Below are 19742 nucleotides of genomic sequence, written 5' to 3' on the forward strand. Positions count from 1 at the left end.
GGGCACCCGGGCGGCCTGCGGTCGTTTGTGCAATCAGCACAGGGCCGTATGGCCGCCGTCACAGCACCTCAGCAGCCGTCGCGGAGCAGGCCCGGCTGACGTCCGACGGAGACCTCGATGAACTCGATCTTCGCGTCGCGGGTGTTGCCGGAGAGCAGGAAGCCGATCCAGCGGTTGCCGTCCTGGACGACCCAGGTGGTCTGGCCGTAGTCGTTGGTCTTCTGCGAGCCCATCCCGTAGATGTCCTTGAGGACCATGAGGGAGTCGCCGATCGTGACGCCCTGGGCGGTCTCGAGGACGGGCTTGCTCATGCCGAACGACGCGATCTCGCCCTGCTGGTCGTAGGTGACGTCGACGCCGTCGCCGAGCTGGTCGGCCCACTTCCAGTGCTTGCCCTCGCAGGCCTTCTCGCGCGCGGTGTCGCGGGTCATCCAGCCCTGCTCGACGAGGGTGCGTACGTTGCCCTCCGCCTTGACCTTCCCGAAGGCCCCGGGCGCCAGCGGGCCGCCCCAGTCGAGCTTCGGCGTCGGCTCGGCCGGTGACGGAGCGGCCGAGATCGGGACCTCCGACGGTGCCGGCGTGGGAGTCGCGGACGGTTGCGAGGACGCGACCGACGGGGCCGCGGAGGACGGGGCTGTGGACGGCGACCCGGCGGCCGGGGCCGGGTCGCTCCCGCACCCGGCCAGGCCGAGCAGGCCGACCACGGCGGTCGCCGCGAGCGCGGCACGGAGCTGGATGCGGGAAGTGGACATGGTGACTCCTCGTCGGTCGTACGCCCCGAGCGGGCGTCCTGCCGATCTAGACGGTTCGCGGCCCGTCCCGGTTGCAACCGGGACGGGCCGATTCCGTCGACCTAGGCCGAGGCCATCTCCGGGACGGTCCGGGCGGCCCGGCCGGTGCGTAGGAAGAGCAGCGCGACGGCGGAGATCGCGACCACGACGGCAGCGCCGACGTACAGGTTGACCGGGGTCCACGAGGCGTCGAGCAGGCGCCCGGCGAGCATCGGCGACAGGATCGCCCCGATGCGGCCGATGCCGATCGCCCAGCCCATACCGGTGCTGCGGATCTCGGTCCCGTAGACGGCCGGGGTGATCGTGTAGAGGCCCGCGATGCAGCCGTTGATGAGCGCCCCGACGACCACGCCGATGATCAGCGCGACGCTGAGCAGCGCCGTGCTGGTGATGAAGACGACCATCGCCAGCGCCGACAGCACGGTGAAGCCGATCAGGACCAGGCGGCTGTCCAGCCGGGAGGCGATGAGGCCGTAGAGGACCGAGCCGGCGGTGCCGCCCAGCGCCAGCATCATGCCGGCCGTGACCGCGTCCGCCTCGGACATACCCGAGGTCACCAGCAGCTGCGGGGTCCAGCTGTTGACGAAGTAGAAGCCGAACATCGTGGCCAGGAACGCCACCCAGATGAGCAGGGTCGAGCGGCGCAGATCAGCACCAAGCAGGACGCCGGGATTGCCGCTGCGGTGCCGGGTCGTCGGCCGCGGCGCTGCCTCGAGCGCGTCCGAGGTGATCGCGGGCTGGCCGAGCCGCCCGAGGATCCGGTTGATCCGCTCGACGGCCTGACGCGGCCGGCGCTGGACCAGGAAGTCGACCGACTCGGGCAGCAGCACCACGAGGAGAACCAGGGCGATCCCGGTCGCGACGCCACCGGCGACGAAGACGCTGCGCCAGCCGAGGTCGGCCAGCATGCCGCGCGCGGCCACGCCGCCCAGGGTGGCACCGATGCCGTAGCCGGCCGTGTAGAGGCCGATCGCCAGGCCGCGCCAGCGGGTCGATGCGTACTCGCTCGCGATCACGTTGGTGCTGGCCAGGATGCCGCCGACGCCGAGCCCGGTGACGACGCGGGCGAGGCCGAGGAGGACGGCGGTCGGGGCGGCTGCGGAGAGCAGCATGCCGAGGGTCGCCAGGCCGACACTGATCAGGATCAGCGGCCGGCGTCCGATGACGTCGGCGACCGGTGCCAGGGCCAACGAGCCGACCGCCATGCCGACGAGGCCGGCGCTCAACAGCACGCCGAGCTCCGAGCCGCTCAGCGCGAACTCCTCGCTCAGCGAGGAGGCGGTGAAGGCCATCGCCATCACGTCGAATCCGTCCAGGCAGTTCAGCAGGACGCAGAGGGCGACGACCATCCACTGATACGGGGTCATCGCGGCGGCGTCGATGCGCGCACGAAGGTTCATCTCGGGTCTCTTTCGGGGTGGGGTTTCACGGGAGGTGCAGGGTCACGGCCGCCGGCTCGGCGGACGATGTGCCGGGTTCGCCCCGGGCGGCGCGGGCGACGCAGAGGCACAAGGAGGCGTACGTCTCCTTCTGCTGCTGGCTCAGGAACACGTCTCGGTGGTCGATGCGGCCGCTGACGTCGAGGACCTTGACCTGGCAGATCCCGCACTCGCCCTTGCGGCAGTCCCACATCACGTCGACGCCGGCGTCCTCGAGCGCGTCGAGCATCGAGCTGTCCCTGCCGACGCGGACCGAGCGGTCGAGCTGGGGGAGGTGCACGACGAAGTCCTCCGCCGCCCAGGCGCCGCTGCTGCCGAACGTCTCGAACCGCAGGTTGGGCTCGGGCAGCTCGTGGGCCACCCAGGCGCGGCGGATCGCGTCCATCAGCCGGATCGGCCCGCACATGTACATCTCGGTCCGCGTCGGAGCCGCCGAGCCGGCGATCTCGCCGACCAGCGTCTCCACGTCGAGGCGTACGTCCTCGTCGTCGACGAACACGCGCACGCGATCGCCGTGCACCTCGACGAGCTCGTCGAGGTGGGCCATGACGGCACGCCGCCGGCCGGCCAGGACGAGGGTGTAGTCGGCGCCGCGGCGGCGCAGGGTGTCGGCCATCGCCACCAGCGCGGTGACGCCGATGCCGCCGGCGACCAGCACGTAGCGGTCCGCGCCGACCCCGAGCGGGAAGCTCTGGACCGGGCCGGTCATCTCGACCACGTCGCCGGCCTCGAGGCCGTGCATGTGGCGGGAGCCGCCGCGTGAGCTCTGCGCCAGCTGGACGCCGAGGGTGAGCCGGCGGCCGCCGTCCTCGGAGCGGACGATGGAGTAGGACCGCTTCCTGACGTGTCCGGAGAGGTCGAGCCGGAGGTCGACGTGGGACCCGGGCGCGGCGTGGACGGGGCGGTCGGGAGCGAGCACGACGCGGCGTACGCCTTCGGCGAGATCGGAGGTCTCGACCACGCGGCCCTGCTGCCACCAGGTCTGGGTGTTCACTGCCATGGCGGCGGCCTCACTTCGCAGCCGCGGCGGCGGGGAGACCCTCCGCCTGCAGCATCCGGTCCAGGATTCGGCGCACCCACATGCCGCCGGCGTCGATGTTGAGGCTGTAGAACTCGTGGTCCGGGTTGGCGTCGATCGCGCGCTGCTGGGCGGCCAGCATGTCCTCGTCCTCGCCGAAGACGCCGTGGACGCCCTGGCGCAGCTGGGTCGTGATCGTCTGGCTCTCCAGGCGGTAGTTGCGCATGAAGGCCCAGAAGTAGTGCGAGGTCCGCGCGGTCTCCGGGGTGATCGTGTTCATCACGAAGCCGTTCACGCCCTGGCTGCGGTCGCCCTCGGGGGCGCCGGTGCCGGCCTTGGCGACGCCGACGTCGATGCGGATCGTCGAGGGCGCCTCGAAGTGGATGATCTGCCACCGGTCGACCTTCCCGGTGAACCCGGGGAATCTGTCGCGCATGTTCTTGAGCCAGAACGGGGGAGCGTCGATGTCGCGCATCCAGCGGGTCACGGTCACTCCGCGGTCGGAGTGGCTCACCTCGAACTCGGCCTCGGAGAGCTCGTCCTGGCCGATGCTCGAGCTGTGCACGAACTCCTCGTGGGTGAGGTCCATCAGGTTGTCCAGTACCAGCTGGTAGTTGCACGGCGCGTAGATCGTCTCGCCGTCTCCCGCCCAGTCGGGTGAGTCCATCTGGTGCATTTCCGGGACGCTGGAGGGGTCGGCCAGGTCGGGATCGCCCACCCAGACCCACACGTAGCGATGGCGCTCCACGACCGGGTAGGACGGGACGATCGCGCTCGGGTTGATCGTCTCCTGCGCGGGCATGCTCGTGCAGCGGCCGGCGGAGTTGTAGCGCAGCCCGTGGTAGGGGCACTGGATCTCGTCGCCGAGCACCTTGCCCTTCGACAGCGGCGCCAGCCGGTGCCAGCAGGCGTCGGCCAGGGCGACCGCGCGGCCGTCGCTGTTGCGCCACAGGGCCAGCGGGCGGTCGGCGATGGTGCGGGCGAGCGGCTGCTTCGCGGTCACCTCGTGGTCCCAGGCCGCGACGTACCAGGCGTTGCGGGGGAAGTTGAAGATCTTGCTGGCGGCGGTGACCGGAGGCGAATCCAGGATGGTCATGGGGAAACTCCCTATGGGGATAGGTGTTGTGCTCGTCACAAACTACCTATCTCTATAGTTAGTGGCAAGAGTTGGATACGCTCGCGCCACGATCACTGCGTGAAGAGGGGGTCACGATGTCGCTGAGGTACGCGCTGCTCGCGCTGCTCACCTCACGCCCGATGACCGGCTACGACGTCTCCAAGCAGTTCAGCCAGTCGGTGGCCCACGTCTGGCACGCTCCCGACTCGCAGATCTATCCGGAGCTGAACCGGATGGAGCGCGACGGCCTGCTCGAGTCCACGGTCGTGCCGTGGGGCAAGAAGGGCACCAAGAAGGAGTACGCCGTCACCGAGGCCGGGGTGACGGCCTTCCGGGAGTGGATGGACGCGCCCATCGAGATCCGCCGGCAGCGGGAGCCCGCCTACCTCAAGGCGGCCTACCTGGAGTGGGCCGAACCCGGTGCCGCGCGCGCCGAGCTGGAGCAGTTCCGCGACCACTGGACCGAGCACCTGGCGATGCTCGAGGCCACCCGCGCCACGCTCATCGACCGCAGCCACCCCACCCTGGCCCGGCGGCTCGAGCACTACGACGCCAGCCAGTGGGACCGCATCGTGCGCTACAAGATCTTCGCCTACGACGGCCTGATCGATCAGGCCCTCGCCGCGGTCGCCTGGGCCGAGCGTGGCCTCGTGCTCGTCGACGAGCTGGAGGGCTCGACCGTCGACTGAGCCGACCGAGTCATGCCGGCAGGCGTACGTGGAACCGGCAGCCTGTCGCCGCCGGAAGGTTCTCCACCCAGACCCTGCCGCGGTGGGCGTCGACGAGGCCCTTGACGATGGCGAGACCAAACCCGGCGCCTTGGGCGCCGGCGCCGCCGGCTTCCTCGGGTGCGGTCGGGGTGCGCGCGGGGCTGCCCTGCCAGCCGAGATCGAAGACGCGCTCCATGTCGCCGGGATCCAGGCCGCCGCAGCCGTCGCTGACGCTGAGATCGACGCTGCTCACGTCTCCGGGGGCCATCCGGCAGTGCACCTCCACCGTGCCGTCGGCGGGGGTGTGGCGGATGGCGTTCATCAGCAGGTTGGAGACGACGCGGGACAGGCTGGCCGGGTCAGCGGTGATCTCCAGGCCGTCCTCGACCTGGCCACCGAGCCGGACCCGCCGCTCCCGGGCGACCGGATCGGCTCCGGCCAGCGCCTCGCTGACCAGGTCGCCGAGCAGGACCGGCTCCGGTGTCAGGGTGAGGGCGCCGGCCTGGATCCGGGACAGCTCGAAGAGGTCGTCCACGAGGCGGGCCAGCCGCTCGACCTCGACGCGGATGCGCTGGTGATAGCGGTGGGGGTCGGCGGCGATCCCGTCCTCGAGGGCCTCGGCCATCGCCCGCAGTCCGGCGAGCGGCGTACGCAGATCGTGGGCGACCCAGGAGATCAGCTCGCGGCGGGACTCCTCGAGCCGGGCCTCCCGTGCGCTCGCCTCCTCGAGCCGCCGCTGGGTCTCGGCGAGCTCTGCCGATAACGACCGGAGCTCGCGCGGGCCGCTCTCCGCGGGCTGCTGATGACCCCCGAGCACCATCTGCCGGGCCTGCTGCTGGACCGCGCCCGACCAGCGCACCATCGCGGAGCCGATGACGAACGCGACCAGGATCGCCACCACCACGGCGATCGAGGCGACCACGGTGATGACCTGCAGGTCGTGGCCGGAGAGGAACATGAGCCACGCGATCCCGAGTACGCCACCGAAGACCGTCAGCACGGCGACGCCGGCAACCAGGGTGAGCTGCCAGCGGATCGACCAGCGGCGGGTCAGCCAGGCGACCAGGAGCCCAGCCAGACCGACGGCGAGCCCGGCGCCCGCGGCGACGAGGGCGATCTGGAGGGCATCGGCGGTCGTCACGCCCCCACCTCCACGGGCTCCCAGCGATAGCCGACGCCCCAGACGGTGACCAGCCGCTCCGGCCGGGTCGGGTCGGACTCGATCTTCTCCCGCAGCCGGCGTACGTGGACCGTGACCGTCGAGCGGTCGCCGATCGTCCATCCCCAGACGTGCTCGAGCAGATCCTCCCGGGTGAATGCCTTGCCGGGATGGGCGATCAGGTAGCGGAGCAGGTCGAACTCACGGGTGGTCAAGGAGAGCTCCGCGCCGGCACTGGTCGCCACCCGCCGGTCCGCATCGACGACCAGGGAGCCGTCGGAGACCACGCCACCCTCGCCGGAGTGGCCAGTGCGCTTGAGCACGGAGTCGACGCGCAGCACCAGCTCCCGCGGGCTGAACGGCTTGCCGACGTAGTCGTCGGCGCCCAGCTCGAGCCCCATGATCCGGTCGGCCTCGCTGCCGAGCGCGGTGAGCATGATGATCGGCACCTCGCTCGTCTGCCGCAGCCGGCGGCACACCTCCAGCCCGTCGATGCCGGGCAGCATCAGGTCGAGGATGACGATGTCGGCGGGTCGCTCGCTCATCGCGCGCAGCGCCTGCTCGCCGTCCCCGGCCTCGACGACGTCGTGCGACCCCGCGCGCAGGTAGGAGGCCAGCACCTCGCGAACGGTGAGGTCGTCGTCGACCACGAGCACACGTGCCATGGGTCCCTACTCCTCCTCGGCGTTCGCCTGCGTGGGCTGTCGTGAGCGTAGTTCGCCGAGCGCGACGGCGACACCGGCGCACACGCACAGGGCCGCGAAGACCAGCAGCCCCTGGGTGTAGTCGCGGTCGAGCAGCGTCGGGTTGTCCGGTTTCGCGCCGAACCGGCCCAGGACCGGGATCGCGACCAGAGTCGCCGGACCGAGCAGCACGAGCACCGTCACCGCGCCCCGGGCGACCGCCCGTGGCAGCAGCCGGCCACCGACCCAGCCGAGCCCGAGCACCATCGGCGCCAGGATCCCGTCGTGGATCACGACGGCCGCCGCGAGCCAGAGCACGACCTCGACGATCTGACCGAGGTCCTGCCGGCTCACCAGCAGCCAGGCCCCGTACGTCATCCCTACCGTGCCGAGGAGGATGAGCCCTCCGCGCGCCCCTCTCATCCGAGCACCTCGATCCGGGAGACCCACTTCGTCTGCATGACCCCGGGACGGTCGGGCGCGATCAGCCGGACCGGGTAGCCGTGGTCCATCGAGAGCGTCTCGCCGTCGAGCACGAGGGCCATCAGGGTCCGGTCGTCGTCGGCGAAGTTCGGCGGAAGCACCGTGTCGGCTGAGGCGCTGAACGTCTGGATCGACCGGACCCGCACCTCGCGTCCAGGTGGGGCGCCGACCAGGTCGAGCAGGTCGCGGAGGCGTACGCCACCCCACTCGCCGGCGACGCTCCAGCCCTCGACGCAGGCGATCGGGAGGGTGTGGGTGCGCTGCTCCATGGCGACCAGGTCGTCGCGGCTCAGTGACCGCGTCGTGGTGCCGTGGACGACCTCGAGCCGGTAGGCGGCGCTGCTCGCCTCGGCGACCACGCCGGCCGAGTGCGCGGTGCGGTTGATCGGGATGCCGTGGGCTCGCGAGCGCGGCGAGAGGGCGGCGAGACGGCCGAGGCCGGGGACGGTGCCGGCCGCGTAGAGCACGGCGGCAGCGACCGCGGACGTGCCGGCCAGGGCCAGCACGCCGCGCCGACTGACCGGGCCCGGCCGGACCGCGTTCGGCCGGTCGTGGGAGATGTCGTCGACGTCGCCCTTCAGGGCGTCTCGGACGACCGGCAGCTTCACGGCGACGTGCACGAGCAGCGCGCCGACGGCGACGAACGCGAGCGCGTAGTGGGTGCTGCGGAAGCTGAAGCCCCACGGATACCACTGCGCGACGTTGAGGAGTCCGGTGGCGAGCTGGACGATCGACGTACTGACCAGGATGGCGATCGAGCCGCGCTCCAGCACCGTCGGCAGCGCCTCGCGGACCTGCCGCGGCAGCGGCTGGAAGAGCTTGGGGAAGACGACCCACAGCTTGATCAGCAGCAGCGGGATCGCCGCGGTGCCGGCGGCGACGTGCAGGCCCTGGCTGACCCGGTAGAACCACGAGGGGCCGGCCGGGAGCGGCACCGGTTGGTGGTCGACCTGGGCGTAGTGGCTGATCAGCCCGGTCGCGAGCGCGACCAGGAAGCAGATCCCGAGCCACAGTCCGACCCGTGCGGCGACCGCGGCACTGCGCAGGCGCGAGGTGAACGAGTCCTCCGAGGGGATTCTCATGCGGCGTCCTCCACGAGCACGGCGACCCAGCGGTCACCGGCGGGGGTCAGCGGGGTCGGGGCTGACGGGCGGGGCAGTGCCCGCGGATGCGGTAGCGGCTCGAGCCGCCTCACCGCGAGTCCGACCTCGGCGGCGATCGACCCGATCGCGTCGGCGCCGACCACCGCCCACGGGAACTGCGAGGAGCCACCGCAGTCGCAGACCAGCTCCGCGAGCAGCGGGCCGCTCGGGGTCCCGGGCGGATGCACCTCGGCGACCACCCGGCCACCCGGCACCAGCAGCCGGCGTACGCGGGCGAGGAGGGCGAGCGGGTCCCCGCCGATCCCGAGGTTGCCGTCGGCGAGGAGAGCGGTCGCCCACCAGCCCTCGCCGGGCAGCGGTTCGAAGAGATCGCGACAGACCGCGCGACCGCCGCGGGCCTCGGTCTGGGCGACGGCCTCCCGTACGACGTCGACGCCGAGCGACGGCAGACCCCGAGCGGTGAGCGCTTCGGTCATCCGGCCCGGGCCGCAGCCGAGGTCGACCGTCGGTCCGGCGCAGTGCGAGAGCAGGGCGAGGTCCGCGGCGTCGGCGGTGCGGGTCCAGTCCTCGACCGGTAGCCGCGAGGATCTGCCGTCGACGCTCACCACCCGGCACTCCTCGCGGGCGAAGGCATGCGCGAACGCCGTCTCGGCCGCCACCGCGGTCATCGGGCGACCCGCGCGATCTCGGCCGCGATCTCGGCCGCGACCGCGGCGAAACGGGTCTCGGAGGCGGCTGCGGCGACGGGCGCGACGTCGGCGAGGTGGTCGACGTCGCGCAGCCGCTCACCGGCGGTGACCCCGAGGCCGAGTGCTTCGAGGGCGGAGCGGGTGGCTGCGTACGTCTGGGGGGTGGACATGGGGACGCCGCGCAGCGCGGCGGCGGCCGACGGGTCGCGGAGCGCCAGGGCCCACCAGCCGCCGTCCTCGGCCGGAGCGAGCACGGCATCGGCCGCCTCCAGTCCGTCGGCCACGGCCAGCAGCCCGGCCGGGGTCACCTGTGGCGTGTCCATGCCGATCTGAACCACCGGTCCGGTGACCTCGGCGTGGGCGTTCGCGAGTCGCTCGCCGAGTCCGTCGCCGCGTTGCGGGGCGAGGGTCCACCCGGCTAGAGCGGTCCGGATCTCGTCCGCCCGGACCGCTACGGCGAGATCGCCGGAGAGGGCGAGCCGGCACCGGCCCGGTCCCACCGCCAGCGTGCACGCCTCGATCGTGTCCAGCAACGCGGCCGCCGCGACGGCGGTGGCGGTCGCCTCCCCGACGCCTGCCGCCAGCCGGGTCTTCACCAGGCCGGGCACGGGTGCCTTGGCGACGAGGAGCAGCGTCGCCGTCACGAGAGCACCCGCCAGAAGTCGTACGCCGCCAGCAGGCTGCCCCGCACGGACCCGGAGACCTTCGAGCGGGTCCCGGCGGTCCGAGGGTGGTAGTCGACGTCGATCTCGAGGACCCGCCAGCCGGCCCGGGCCGCGCGATCGAGGAGCTCGACCGGATAGCCCGAGCGCCGGTCCTCCACGCCGAGCCCCAGCAGCGCCTCCCGGCGAGCCGCGCGCAGCGGGGCGATGTCCCGCACCTGCAGGCCGGTGCGCCGCCGCAGCGCCGCCAGGACCAGCCGGTTGCCGACCCTGGCGTGCCACGGCTGGACACCCGCGGCCACCGACCTGCGGCAGCCCAGCGCCAGGTCGGCCTCGTCGCGTCTGACCGTCTCGACCAGAGGCAGCGCGGCAGCGGGATCGAAGGAGCCGTCGCCGTCCATCACCACGACATAGGGCGCGGTCGCCGCCAGCAGGCCGGCGTGCACCGCCGCCCCGTACCCCGGCCGCGACTCCGACACCACCCGCGCCCCCTGCGCGCGGGCGACGTCGGCAGTGCCGTCCGTCGAGCCGTTGTCGACGACGATCACGGAGAGTCCCGCCGGCACCCGCGGCAGCAGCTCGCGCAGGGCGGCGGCCTCGTCGCGGCACGGCAGCACCAGGTCGATCTCTGGGTCGATCTCTGGGTCTGTGTCGGGACTGGTCTCGGGGCTGGTTTCGGCCATGCGATCGACTCTAGGAACGCCCTGCCGCCGATGGGGCCCGCAGATCTTACGGTCCGATGACGGGCCCCGTGCGCCGGCGGTCATCGAGCCGTCGTCGACCTACGCTCGCAGTCGTGAACTCCTCAGCTCACCGCGCCGCCACGGTGGGGCTCGTCGTCACGATCGCTCTCGTCGTGACGGCCGTCGTCGTGCCGCCCCTCTTCGAGTGGCAGGTGTGGCCACGGGTGCACCTCGACGACGGCACGTTCGCCCCGCTCCACGGATACCCGCAGGTCAAGGTAGGTATCGGCACGCTGCCGGCGGTCCTGCTCGCGCTCGCGTCGCTGCGCTGGGCGGACCCGATGGCGAGGCGGCTGCCCTGGCGACGCCTGCTCCTGGTCGCGTACGCCGCCGGGCTGGTGTGGCTGCTGGCGCTGGCGCTGGTGGACGGCCCCGAGGGCATCTCGCGGGTGCTGGGGAACCCGACCGAGTACCTCGAGACGGCCAGGTCGGTCAACGACGTCCCGGGGCTGCTGCGGGAGTACGTCTCCCGGATCCCCTACGACGCCCCGGCGGGGAACTGGCCGGTCCACATCGCCGGGCACCCGCCCGGGATGGTGCTCTTCTTCGTGCTCCTCGTGAAGGTCGGGCTCGGCGGGGATCTGGCCGCCGGCCTGGTCGTCACGGCGATCGCCGCGACCTTGCCGTTGGCGGTCCTGACGACGGTCCGTGTCCTCGGTGCCGAGGATGCGGCTCGGGCGGCGGCGCCCTACCTGGTGCTGTCCCCGAGCGCGGTGTTCCTGGCGGTCTCGGCCGATGCGGTGATGGCGGTCGCGGTCGCCTGGGGGATGTGCTGCCTGGCCCTCGCCTGCCGGGCCGGAGCCGGTCGGGGCTGGCCGTGGGCGGTCCTCGCCGGCCTGCTCCTCGGCTACGTCGTGATGATGTCGTACGGCCTCCCGCTCACCGGCGTGCTCGCCCTGGCCGTGCTCTGGCTCGGGAGAGGCTGGTGGGTGCTGGCGGTCGCGGCGGCGTCGGCGCTCGCCGTGGTGCTCACCTTCGCCGCCGGTGGTTTCGCCTGGTGGGAGGCGTATCCCGTGCTGGTCGAACGTTATTGGGACGGCCTCGCCAGCCAGCGTCCAGGCGCCTACTGGACCTGGGGAAACCTGGCCGCGCTCGCGATCAGCGCCGGACCGCTCGTCGGAGCCGGGCTCGGTGCCACCTGGGCGGCCCGCCGAGACCGGACCGACCGGGTGATCGTGGTCCTGGTCGCGGCCGCGATGATCATGGTCGCCCTCGCGGACGCCTCCCAGATGAGCCGGGCGGAGGTGGAGCGGATCTGGCTGCCGTTCATCCCATGGCTCACCCTCGGCTGCGCCCTCCTGCCCGAGCGCTGGCGACGGCCCGGCCTGGCCCTGCAGGTCCTCACCGCCCTGATCGTCCAGCACCTGCTCTACACGAGCTGGTGACTGCCCGCTGGTCGAGCCGCGAGGCCGCCTGCGGCCGAGCGTGTCGAGACCAACACAGTCGTATCGAGCGCGACAGGGACTGTGTTGGTCTCGACACGCCTTCGCCTAGCGGCTCCGAGGTCTGAACGAAGTGGCCTTCGACCAGCGGGGGATCAGCTACGACCGCAGCGGCGCGGTGGCGAAGGCCGGCAGGCCGACTTCCGGGAGCACCTCGGCGCGGAAGCCGAGCTCCTTCTCGGCCAGCTGCGGGGAGGCGACGACATGGCGTACGTCGCCGATCCGGTAGCGCCCGGTGACCACCGGCGCGACCTCCGCTCGGGTTCCGCGCGCCACCAGTGCCGCCACCTCGCTGATCGTGACCGGATGACCGGACGCGACGTTGTAGGCCGCCAGCTCCCCGGGTGACCGCTCGGAGGTCGCCTCCAGTGCCGCCAGGTTGGCGCGGGCCACGTCGTCGACATGGACGAAGTCGCGCTGCTGGCCGCCGTCCTCGAAGACCTGCGGCGCCTCGCCCCGCTCCAAGGAGGACCGGAAGATGGCGGCGACCCCGGAGTAGGGCGTGTCCGCGGGCATGTGCGGCCCGTAGACGTTGTGGTAGCGCAGCGCGATCGCCGTCGCATCGGCCTGGCGTGCCCAGGCGGAGGCGTAGTGCTCCTGGGCGACCTTGCTGGCGGCGTACGAGCTGCGCGGGTCGAGCCGGGCGGACTCGGCCACCGCTGCCCAGGCCAGCGCACCGTCGCAGAGGTCGCAGTGGTTCTCGAAGTCCCCGGAGTCGAGGGCGGCCCGCGAGCGCGGCGGCGGGACCCGGTCGCCGTGGGTCGCGCAGACATAGCGGCCCTCGCCGTAGACGACCATCGAGGAGGCGAGCACCAGCCGAGAGACCCCGTGCCCACTCATCGCGGCCAGGAGAGCGGCGGTGCCGAGGTCGTTGTGCGCGGCGTACAGCGGGAGATCGGCCACCGTGACCCCGGCGCCGACGACCGCGGCCTGGTGGCACACCGCGTCGATACCGTCCAGCAGGTCGCCCCAGCCGCCGGCGTCGCGGACGTCGAGGAGGTGGGTCCCGGGCGGCGCCGCAGCGGTCTCGCCGTGGGCCATCGGCAGCAGCACGTCGACGCGTACGACCTCGTGCCCGGCCTCCTCCAGGACCCGGCCGATCGCGGTGCCGATGAAGCCGGCGGACCCGGTGAGCAGGACCCTCATGGGATCTCGTAGGCGAGCTGCTTGCCCTCGGCCCAGGTCGAGCAGGGACATCCGACCGGGTCGGGCAGGCCCCCGATCGTGTCGGTCAGGATGCTGCGCATCCGCTCCAGGTTGGCGGCGAAGAGCGCGTAGACGTCGTCCTCGTCGACGCCCTCGCCCTCGGCCGCGCCCGCGTCCATGTCCGTGACCAGGCACAACGGTGCGTAACACATCCGCAGCTCGCGGGCGAGCGCCGCCTCCGGGGCGCCGGTCATCCCGACCAGCGTCCAGCCCTGGGCGGCATGGTGGACCGACTCCGCGCGCGTCGAGAACCGCGGCCCCTCGATCACGATGAGCGTGCCGCCGGACTTCACCGACGAGTCGGCGGACACGTACGCCTTGGCGATCCGCGCGCAGTAGGGGTCGGCCAGAGGTACGTGGGTCGCGCCGGTCTCCACGTAGCTCGGGATCCGGCGCCAGGTGCGGTCGACGAGCTGGTCGGGGGTGACCAGGTCGCCGGTGGCGACGGCATCCGGCCGGAGACCGCCGACGGCGCTGGGGGAGAGCACCTGGGTCACCCCGAGCGATTTCAGTGCCCAGAGGTTGGCCCGGTAGGGGATGGCGTGCGGCGGGTACTCGTGCGCGCGGCCGTGGCGAGGCACGAAGGCCACCGACCGGCCCGCGACGGTGCCCACCGTCACCGGTGCGGAGGGGTCGCCGTAGGGGGTCTCGACCCGCACCTCCTCGGCATCGGTCAAGAACTCGTAGAGCCCGGTCCCGCCGATGACCCCGACCTCGGCGAGGCGTGCCTGTCCCATGTCCAGCCCAGTCATGCCCTCACTGTGCCAGCGCTGGTCCCTGGGCGACAGGGGTCGACGTATCCGTCACCGTTCGGTAATACCTGCCGGAGACGGATCGGTGTCGGTGGTCGCGGGCACAATGCGACGGCGTGGGCAGACGTACGTCGCTGGGAGCGCTGGTCGTCCTGCTGGCGGTCGCCGGCTGGGCGCTCTCGTCGTGGCTGCCCGAGGAGGCGCCGGCGACCCGACGTACGCCGCCGGTGGCGCCTTCGGCGCCTTCGCCGGGTCCGGTCGACGTGTCCGAGGCGCGCGGTGATCTCGCCGCGCTGGCGACGGTCGCGAGGCGACCCGACGGGCTGGCCGTCTACGTGCGCTCGTCGTTCGGCGGGGGCTGGGCGGACAGCGACGGCAACGGGTGCAACCAGCGCGACGACGTGCTCCTGCGCGACGCCGTCGAGGTGCGGACCAGGCCGCAGGGCAGCTGCGACCACGACGTGCTCGCCGGGACGTGGGTCGACCCCTACACCGGCGGACGCCTGGTCTTCACCGACCTGAAGGAGCCCGGGCAGGCCCAGGCGATCCAGATCGACCACGTCGTGCCGCTCTCGGAGGCCTGGCGCTCCGGCGCGAGCGGCTGGTCCTCGGACCGGCGCCGAGCCTTCGCCGACGACCTGGGCAACCTGCTCGCCGTCGACGGCCCGACCAACATGAGCAAGAGCGACGACGACCCGGCGGGCTGGCGTCCGCGGAAGGGGTTCCAGTGCGCGTACGCCGCCCGCTGGATCGAGACCAAGACGCGCTGGTCGCTCGCCGCCGACGACAGCGAGCGCCGGGCGCTCGGCGAGATGCTCGGTTTCTGCTGAGGCCCTGCGGCTCAGACGGCGCGCCGGTAGTTGGCCATCGCGCGGTCGTACGCCGCCCACGCCCGCCACGACTCCAGCGCCCGCTCGCCCTGGGGCTTGAGGCCGTCGACCTTGTGATAGGACTCGCCGCTCGCGTACTGCGACTCCCGGCCCGTCACCAGCGAGAGCAGCATCGGCAGCACGCTCTCGTCGGTGACCGTGATCGTGCCGACCTGGAAGGTCTGCCGCACCCACTCGGCCCGCTGGTCCGAACCCAGGACGAGCACCACGGGCAGCTGCGACGCCCGGACGATCGCGTCCAGGATCGGCCCGAGCCCGTCCGGGACCCAGCGCTCACCGGCAGGCGGGGTGGGTGCTTTGGGGATGCTCATGGTCGAAGGGGCGGCCGGGACGACGTAGCTGGTCGAAGTGGAGCTCGGGACGATGCATGTGGTCGTGTGCGCCGGGATCTGGCCGGTCAGCGGGCCGGCGATCTTCTCGACGGTCGGAGCGGTCGCCTCCGGAGCGATGCCCGGAGCTACGTCCGGGGCGGTCTCGTCGGCCGGCTTCTCCGCCCTCCGGCGCGGCCGGATCGCGGGGATCTTCGAGGTGAAGTTGAAGCTGCCCGTGCGGGTGGTGTCGGCGTGCTTGCCGGGGACCGGCTCGGGCGCCCGGCCGAGCGTCGGCGTCGGCGTCGGCGCCGGAGCGGTCGCGGTGGTGACCAGCTCGGCCGCGTGCTTCCCGTGCGGGCAGATCGAGCCGTCGGCGGCGAACTCGAACAGCGCGACCCGGACCCGGTCGGCCCATTCGACAGCGTCGACGGTGTAGCCGGCGCGGCTGAACAGTGCGACCGTCCGGGCGTCGTAGGCATAGCCCGCGCCGCGTACGGCACAGACGCTGCGCGCCTCGGTCGGAGAGCGGGTGAGCACCACCTGGGCGACGACGACGTTGTCCGGCCGGCCGCCGATGATGTCGATGTCGGCGGCCGCGGTGCTGCCCGAGGGGGCAGCGTCGGGCCAGCCGAGGGAATGCAGATGCTCCGCGGCGTACTTCTCGGCCTCTTCGCCCGTTCTGGGCTGCCTCGGGGATGCCAACGTAGGGTCCTTCCTCGATCCTCCACTCGGGCCTCCCTGCCCGATCGAGATTGGGGAGGATGATAGGCCCGCGGCGTACGTCCTGTCCGGCGGGGTGGCGAATCGGGTCGCGCTGTTCGCTTCTGGCGGATCCAGCCACGTATGTCGGTGCTCGCCGCTAGCGTGATGTACATGAGGCGCCCGCATGAGAACGTCGCTACGGTCCTGGTGGACCCGCGCGTTCTGGGCGACATCGAGATCCAGCTGATGTCGCTCGACATGCCGCTGTGGCGGGTGTGCGCGGCGCCGATCGTGAAGGACGGTCAGCGGCTCGCGTTCCAGGTCCGCAACCGGCTGCTGATGTCCAAACGCGGCGAGTGGGACTGCGCCAAGGACTGGGTCCCGGTCTGGATCGGTTTCGGCTCCACCTGGGCGTTCCCCGGCGAGGCCATCCCGTGGCCTGCCCACAAGGCGCTGTGGACGCTCCTGGAGGGCTACTCCGACCAGGTCCGCTACAACAAGCGGCTCGGCGGAATCCCTAGGATCCCGCGGCTGCGGGAAGCCTGCTAGCGGCCTCTGGACGGCGCTCGATCTGCTTCCACGTCGGGTCGATCGCGGGGAACATCGTGACCACGAAGTAGGCGACACCGAGAACGGCGAAGGCACTGGTGAGGCCGATCGTGGCGACCAGGGTTCCGCCGAGCAGACCGCCGAGCGGCATCAGGCCCCACGCGCCCGCGGCGATCAGCGAGGTGACGCGCCCGACGAGCGGGGCCGGGATGCGCTCGAACTTGATCGCACCGATGATCGGGTTGAGGAACCCGCTGAACACACCTGCAATGGCGAAGACCGGAAAGATCACCCACAGCGGTGCCCCGACAGCGACGACGGCAAACCGCGGTAGGCCGGTGATGAGGAAGGCGACGAGGTACGTCGGGTAGCGCCGCATCCGGTCGCCGATCGTGGCTGCGATGGCCGAGCCGATGGCCGAGCAGCCACCCATGACGGCGAACAGCAGGCCGAGTGTCTGCGCACTGGCGTGGGTCTGCGCCCACAGTGGCATCAGAACGCTGCTGGCGGCAGCGTCGATGAGGTTCGTGAATGCGACCATGATGGCGATCCCGAGCAGCACGCGGTCACCGCGGAGATACCTCCACCCCGCGGCGAGCTGACCGAGATAGGGCGCCGGGTCCTTGGCGTCGGCGGGGTCTGCGGAGCGGGCAGGGCGAGGGAGACGTGCCGTTGTGGTGGCCAGCACCGCGGCGCACAGTGCGAACGAGACGGCGTCGATGACGATCGCGTTGGCTGCACCGACCACGCCGATGAGCACACCGGCGGCGGCCGCTCCGAACATCGAGGCCGTGCGCTCGATCACCGAGTGGAGGCCGGTCACACGCTCGGTGGATATGCCGGCAGCGGCGACGAGTTCCGGGATCATCGCGCTCTTCGCGTCGTCGCCCGGGCCACGCAGGGCGCCGGCGAGAGCGACGAGAACGAGCAGAGCAGCGAAGTGCAGCCGCCCCGTGGCGTACAGGAGCGGGATGAGGCCGACCACGAGGCTGGAGCCCAGGTCGCAGGTGATCGACACGCGGCGCTTTCCGAGCCTGTCGATCAAGGGGCCGCCGAAGATCTTCATGGCAACGAGGGGTGCCAGCTCGAAGAGGGCGATCAGTCCGGTCTTGGTGGGGCTGCCGGTGGTCTCGAGCACGAACCAGGGGAGTGCCAGCATCGAGAGGCGGGTTCCGACGAAGGAGATGGCGTTGGACGCCAACCAGCCGTAGAGGGGGAGCCGCATCGCTCAGTCCGCTTCCGGGTGTCTGCCGAGATGGCCGGGCTGAGGGAATGCGTTGAGCTGGAAGGTGAACGGCTCCCCGTCCGGATCGTCCTCGAGCTCGCCGAGCATGTCCATGATGCGATCTCGCACCGCGATCGCCCTTGCCGGCGTGAGACGCGGGATCCAGTCGCTGTAGGTCGTCGTCTCGCGCCACTCGTCGGGCAGCATGACGCGCTCTTCGATCGAACGCTGCAGCTTCTCCGCGTAGTTGGTCACCACGACCTGCAGGTAGGCGTCGTATGCCTCGCGCGCTTCCTCGTTGTCGGGGAGCAGGTCGCTGTCGGTGTGTGTCACCTGGTGGGCCGCCTTCCACCAGCGCTCACGGCCGTTGCCGCGCTCTTGGTCGTCGACGATGAACCCGTGTTGGGCCAGATGCCTGAGGTGGTAGGAGGTTGCGCCGCTGTTGAGGCCGAGCCGGGCCGCCAACATCGTCGCCGTTGAAGGTCCGTCGACGCGCAGGATGCCGAGCATGCGCGTCCGGACAGGGTGGGTGAGTGCCTTCAGCTGGTCCAGGCTCGGGACGATCGACGGTTCCTTCATTCCTCCACCATAAACCGCAAAGACTTATTTGCAAATAGATGTTTGCAATCCTGGAACTCAAGTAACCCTCTGAACAAACCTCGAATAACGCAGATAGGGTGTCTGAGTGACGACAGACGCCATGCCGCCCGAACCGACCTCCGCTCCCACGGTGGCGATCATCGGGGGAGGAGCCAGCGGCACGCTGACCGCGATCAACCTGCTCCGCCGCGGTGCTTCGGTGACGCTGTTCGAGTCGCGCGGAGAGGCCGGCTACGGCGTGGCCTACTCGACGACCGACGGCCGCCATCTCCTCAACGTCCGAGCCAACAACATGTCGGGATTCCCCGACGATCGTGACGACCTGCTCGACTGGGCGGCCGAGGCCGGCATCGAGCTCGGCCCGATCGACTTCCTGCCCCGGCGCGACTACGCGCGCTACCTGCGCGACCGCCTCGCTGGTGCTGCCGAGGGCGGTCCAGGGACGCTGGAGACCGTCGGTGAGACGGTCATCGACGTCGAGCCGGTCGGTGCCGGTTTCCGGGTGCTGACCAGCGACGACGAAGGACATCTCGCCGACGCCGTCGTCCTCGCCTACGGCAACCCGCCGCCCCAGCCGCTGGCGGGACTCCCCGAGGCGTCGTGGCACCTGTCGGACCCCTGGGACGTGGCCCGGATCAGCGCCCTGCCGGAGGACGCGACGGTGCTCGTCGTCGGCACCGGCCTGACCGCCGTCGACACGACGGTCACGCTCCTCGACGACGCCCCGGACCGCCGGGTGATCATGGTGAGCCGCCACGGCCTGGTCCCCCATCCCCATGTCGACGACCAGTTCACCTCCTGGGTGACCCCGATCCCCGACGGCCCGCTGACCGCCGACGGCATCGTCTCGCTCGTACGCGAGCAGATCGAGACCGCGGTCGCCCTCGGCGTCGACTGGCGTGCCGTCATCGACGGCCTCCGCGGTCCGACCCAGTCGATCTGGCGCCGCCTGCCCGAGCCGGAGCGCCGCCGCTTCCGCGAGGTCTACGCCCGCGAGTGGGAGGTACGCCGCCACCGCATGGCGCCGCGCATCGCCGCCCTCCTCGACGCCTACCGGGCCGAGGGGCGCCTGGAGGTCCTCGGCGGCGGGGTGCTCGGCTGCTGGGACGCCGCCGAGCGGCCGGTCGTCTCCCTGGCCGACGGTGACCGCGAGGTCACCGCGGTGATCAACTGCACCGGCCCCTCACCCGACATCACCCGCACCGACAACCCGCTCCTGCTCGCGCTCCAGAAGCGCGGCCTGATCGCCCCCGACCCCCTCCGCCTCGGCATCGGCGTCACCGAGGACGGCCACGTCATCGGGGCGGACGGCAGCGTCGTACCGAATCTTCTGACCGTCGGCCCGCCCTGCAAGGGCGCGCTCTACGAGGCCACTGCCATCCCCGAGATCCGGCTCCAGGCCGCAGCCGTAGCCGCCCACCTCGCCGAATAGGTAGTTCTGGCAGCCGAGAAATCAGTTGTGGGCGAC

Annotated in this window: 21 protein-coding genes; 5 read left to right on the forward strand and 16 right to left on the reverse strand. The window is 71.7% G+C overall.

The genetic code is table 11. From position 1 onward, the window contains the following. Nucleotides 1–68: 68 nt before the first annotated feature. From ACFV9G_RS21765 to ACFV9G_RS21780, 4 genes are all read right to left on the reverse strand, one after another. Nucleotides 69–752 (reverse strand): hypothetical protein, encoded by a 684-nt coding sequence (locus ACFV9G_RS21765; RefSeq protein ID WP_378729790.1) that lies wholly within the window; start codon nt 750–752, stop codon nt 69–71. Between the two features lie 101 nt (nt 753–853). Further along, nucleotides 854–2191 (reverse strand): MFS transporter, encoded by a 1338-nt coding sequence (locus tag ACFV9G_RS21770; protein ID WP_378729792.1) that lies wholly within the window; start codon nt 2189–2191, stop codon nt 854–856. Between the two features lie 25 nt (nt 2192–2216). Continuing rightward, nucleotides 2217–3230 (reverse strand): PDR/VanB family oxidoreductase, encoded by a 1014-nt coding sequence (locus ACFV9G_RS21775; RefSeq protein ID WP_378729794.1) that lies wholly within the window; start codon nt 3228–3230, stop codon nt 2217–2219. A gap of 10 nt (nt 3231–3240) precedes the next feature. Next, the gene (locus ACFV9G_RS21780; RefSeq protein WP_378729795.1) at nt 3241–4344 is read right to left on the reverse strand and encodes a Rieske 2Fe-2S domain-containing protein; all 1104 of its coding nucleotides are present in this window, start codon (nt 4342–4344) and stop codon (nt 3241–3243) included. A gap of 116 nt (nt 4345–4460) precedes the next feature. On the opposite strand from ACFV9G_RS21780, the gene ACFV9G_RS21785 reads away from it, so the two are divergent. Then, nucleotides 4461–5054: a PadR family transcriptional regulator gene (locus tag ACFV9G_RS21785; RefSeq protein WP_378729797.1), complete on the forward strand. Its 594-nt coding sequence runs from the start codon at nt 4461–4463 to the stop codon at nt 5052–5054. Nucleotides 5055–5064: 10 nt separating this feature from the next. Here the strand turns inward: ACFV9G_RS21785 and ACFV9G_RS21790 are convergent, their stop codons facing one another. Genes ACFV9G_RS21790 through ACFV9G_RS21820 form a run of 7 tightly spaced genes read right to left on the reverse strand, consistent with a single transcriptional unit; the run spans nt 5065 to nt 10537 of the window. Continuing rightward, nucleotides 5065–6216 (reverse strand): sensor histidine kinase, encoded by a 1152-nt coding sequence (locus tag ACFV9G_RS21790; RefSeq protein ID WP_378729799.1) that lies wholly within the window; start codon nt 6214–6216, stop codon nt 5065–5067. After that, complete coding sequence (locus ACFV9G_RS21795; protein WP_378729801.1) at nt 6213–6899, reverse strand: response regulator transcription factor; 687 nt, start codon at nt 6897–6899, stop codon at nt 6213–6215. The genes ACFV9G_RS21790 and ACFV9G_RS21795 overlap by 4 nt, the downstream gene beginning before the upstream one ends. A 6-nt stretch (nt 6900–6905) precedes the next feature. Further along, complete coding sequence (locus ACFV9G_RS21800) at nt 6906–7340, reverse strand: hypothetical protein (RefSeq protein WP_378729803.1); 435 nt, start codon at nt 7338–7340, stop codon at nt 6906–6908. Beyond that, entirely contained in the window at nt 7337–8482 is a 1146-nt protein-coding gene (locus ACFV9G_RS21805; RefSeq protein ID WP_378729805.1) for a molybdopterin-dependent oxidoreductase, read from the reverse strand. Before ACFV9G_RS21805 ends, ACFV9G_RS21800 begins: the two co-directional genes overlap by 4 nt. Next, nucleotides 8479–9171 carry a methyltransferase domain-containing protein gene (locus ACFV9G_RS21810; protein ID WP_378729807.1) on the reverse strand — a complete coding sequence of 231 codons (693 nt, stop codon included), beginning with the start codon at nt 9169–9171 and terminating at the stop codon, nt 8479–8481. The genes ACFV9G_RS21805 and ACFV9G_RS21810 overlap by 4 nt, the downstream gene beginning before the upstream one ends. Next, the gene (locus ACFV9G_RS21815; protein ID WP_378729809.1) at nt 9168–9836 is read right to left on the reverse strand and encodes a DUF2064 domain-containing protein; all 669 of its coding nucleotides are present in this window, start codon (nt 9834–9836) and stop codon (nt 9168–9170) included. The genes ACFV9G_RS21810 and ACFV9G_RS21815 overlap by 4 nt, the downstream gene beginning before the upstream one ends. Continuing rightward, nucleotides 9833–10537 (reverse strand): glycosyltransferase family 2 protein, encoded by a 705-nt coding sequence (locus tag ACFV9G_RS21820; RefSeq protein WP_378729811.1) that lies wholly within the window; start codon nt 10535–10537, stop codon nt 9833–9835. Before ACFV9G_RS21820 ends, ACFV9G_RS21815 begins: the two co-directional genes overlap by 4 nt. Before the next feature lie 113 nt (nt 10538–10650). On the opposite strand from ACFV9G_RS21820, the gene ACFV9G_RS21825 reads away from it, so the two are divergent. Then, entirely contained in the window at nt 10651–11982 is a 1332-nt protein-coding gene (locus tag ACFV9G_RS21825; protein ID WP_378729813.1) for a hypothetical protein, read from the forward strand. Nucleotides 11983–12138: 156 nt separating this feature from the next. Here ACFV9G_RS21825 and ACFV9G_RS21830 read toward each other — a convergent pair whose 3' ends face one another. Continuing rightward, nucleotides 12139–13185, reverse strand: a complete 1047-nt coding sequence (locus ACFV9G_RS21830; RefSeq protein ID WP_378729815.1) for an NAD-dependent epimerase/dehydratase family protein — start codon at nt 13183–13185, stop codon at nt 12139–12141. Continuing rightward, a complete protein-coding gene (locus ACFV9G_RS21835) occupies nt 13182–13997 on the reverse strand; it encodes an S-methyl-5'-thioadenosine phosphorylase (RefSeq protein WP_378729817.1) in 816 nt (271 codons plus the stop codon). The genes ACFV9G_RS21830 and ACFV9G_RS21835 overlap by 4 nt, the downstream gene beginning before the upstream one ends. Before the next feature lie 116 nt (nt 13998–14113). Here ACFV9G_RS21835 and ACFV9G_RS21840 point away from each other — a divergent pair, with 116 nt between their 5' ends. Then, nucleotides 14114–14827 carry an HNH endonuclease family protein gene (locus ACFV9G_RS21840; protein ID WP_378729819.1) on the forward strand — a complete coding sequence of 238 codons (714 nt, stop codon included), beginning with the start codon at nt 14114–14116 and terminating at the stop codon, nt 14825–14827. Nucleotides 14828–14838: 11 nt separating this feature from the next. On the opposite strand, the gene ACFV9G_RS21845 is transcribed toward ACFV9G_RS21840, so the two are convergent. After that, complete coding sequence (locus ACFV9G_RS21845) at nt 14839–15900, reverse strand: hypothetical protein (protein ID WP_378729821.1); 1062 nt, start codon at nt 15898–15900, stop codon at nt 14839–14841. 171 nt (nt 15901–16071) lie between these two features. On the opposite strand from ACFV9G_RS21845, the gene ACFV9G_RS21850 reads away from it, so the two are divergent. Continuing rightward, a complete protein-coding gene (locus tag ACFV9G_RS21850; protein ID WP_256328524.1) occupies nt 16072–16449 on the forward strand; it encodes a hypothetical protein in 378 nt (125 codons plus the stop codon). Here the strand turns inward: ACFV9G_RS21850 and ACFV9G_RS21855 are convergent. Continuing rightward, nucleotides 16418–17674 carry an MFS transporter gene (locus ACFV9G_RS21855; protein ID WP_378729823.1) on the reverse strand — a complete coding sequence of 419 codons (1257 nt, stop codon included), beginning with the start codon at nt 17672–17674 and terminating at the stop codon, nt 16418–16420. The genes ACFV9G_RS21850 and ACFV9G_RS21855 overlap by 32 nt on opposite strands. A gap of 3 nt (nt 17675–17677) precedes the next feature. Then, nucleotides 17678–18253, reverse strand: a complete 576-nt coding sequence (locus ACFV9G_RS21860; protein ID WP_378729825.1) for an ArsR/SmtB family transcription factor — start codon at nt 18251–18253, stop codon at nt 17678–17680. A 106-nt stretch (nt 18254–18359) separates the two neighbouring features. Between ACFV9G_RS21860 and ACFV9G_RS21865 the strand changes: the two genes are divergently transcribed. After that, the gene (locus tag ACFV9G_RS21865) at nt 18360–19706 is read left to right on the forward strand and encodes an FAD/NAD(P)-binding protein (protein ID WP_378729827.1); all 1347 of its coding nucleotides are present in this window, start codon (nt 18360–18362) and stop codon (nt 19704–19706) included. Nucleotides 19707–19742: the final 36 nt, after the last annotated feature.

The organism is Nocardioides sp. NPDC059952, assembly GCF_042730435.1.
GTDB lineage: Bacteria > Actinomycetota > Actinomycetes > Propionibacteriales > Nocardioidaceae > Nocardioides.

What these genes read in the sequence shown, in the direction of transcription:
- ACFV9G_RS21860 (WP_378729825.1), bottom strand. Translation starts at nt 18,253, where the DNA reads ATGAAGGAACCGTCGATCGTCCCGAGCCTGGACCAGCTGAAGGCACTC.
- ACFV9G_RS21785 (WP_378729797.1), top strand. Translation starts at nt 4,461, where the DNA reads ATGTCGCTGAGGTACGCGCTGCTCGCGCTGCTCACCTCACGCCCGATG.
- ACFV9G_RS21765 (WP_378729790.1), bottom strand. Translation starts at nt 752, where the DNA reads ATGTCCACTTCCCGCATCCAGCTCCGTGCCGCGCTCGCGGCGACCGCC.
- ACFV9G_RS21855 (WP_378729823.1), bottom strand. Translation starts at nt 17,674, where the DNA reads ATGCGGCTCCCCCTCTACGGCTGGTTGGCGTCCAACGCCATCTCCTTC.
- ACFV9G_RS21800 (WP_378729803.1), bottom strand. Translation starts at nt 7,340, where the DNA reads ATGAGAGGGGCGCGCGGAGGGCTCATCCTCCTCGGCACGGTAGGGATG.
- ACFV9G_RS21805 (WP_378729805.1), bottom strand. Translation starts at nt 8,482, where the DNA reads ATGAGAATCCCCTCGGAGGACTCGTTCACCTCGCGCCTGCGCAGTGCC.
- ACFV9G_RS21775 (WP_378729794.1), bottom strand. Translation starts at nt 3,230, where the DNA reads ATGGCAGTGAACACCCAGACCTGGTGGCAGCAGGGCCGCGTGGTCGAG.
- ACFV9G_RS21830 (WP_378729815.1), bottom strand. Translation starts at nt 13,185, where the DNA reads ATGAGGGTCCTGCTCACCGGGTCCGCCGGCTTCATCGGCACCGCGATC.
- ACFV9G_RS21770 (WP_378729792.1), bottom strand. Translation starts at nt 2,191, where the DNA reads ATGAACCTTCGTGCGCGCATCGACGCCGCCGCGATGACCCCGTATCAG.
- ACFV9G_RS21820 (WP_378729811.1), bottom strand. Translation starts at nt 10,537, where the DNA reads ATGGCCGAAACCAGCCCCGAGACCAGTCCCGACACAGACCCAGAGATC.
- ACFV9G_RS21810 (WP_378729807.1), bottom strand. Translation starts at nt 9,171, where the DNA reads ATGACCGCGGTGGCGGCCGAGACGGCGTTCGCGCATGCCTTCGCCCGC.
- ACFV9G_RS21835 (WP_378729817.1), bottom strand. Translation starts at nt 13,997, where the DNA reads ATGACTGGGCTGGACATGGGACAGGCACGCCTCGCCGAGGTCGGGGTC.
- ACFV9G_RS21795 (WP_378729801.1), bottom strand. Translation starts at nt 6,899, where the DNA reads ATGGCACGTGTGCTCGTGGTCGACGACGACCTCACCGTTCGCGAGGTG.
- ACFV9G_RS21850 (WP_256328524.1), top strand. Translation starts at nt 16,072, where the DNA reads ATGAGGCGCCCGCATGAGAACGTCGCTACGGTCCTGGTGGACCCGCGC.
- ACFV9G_RS21780 (WP_378729795.1), bottom strand. Translation starts at nt 4,344, where the DNA reads ATGACCATCCTGGATTCGCCTCCGGTCACCGCCGCCAGCAAGATCTTC.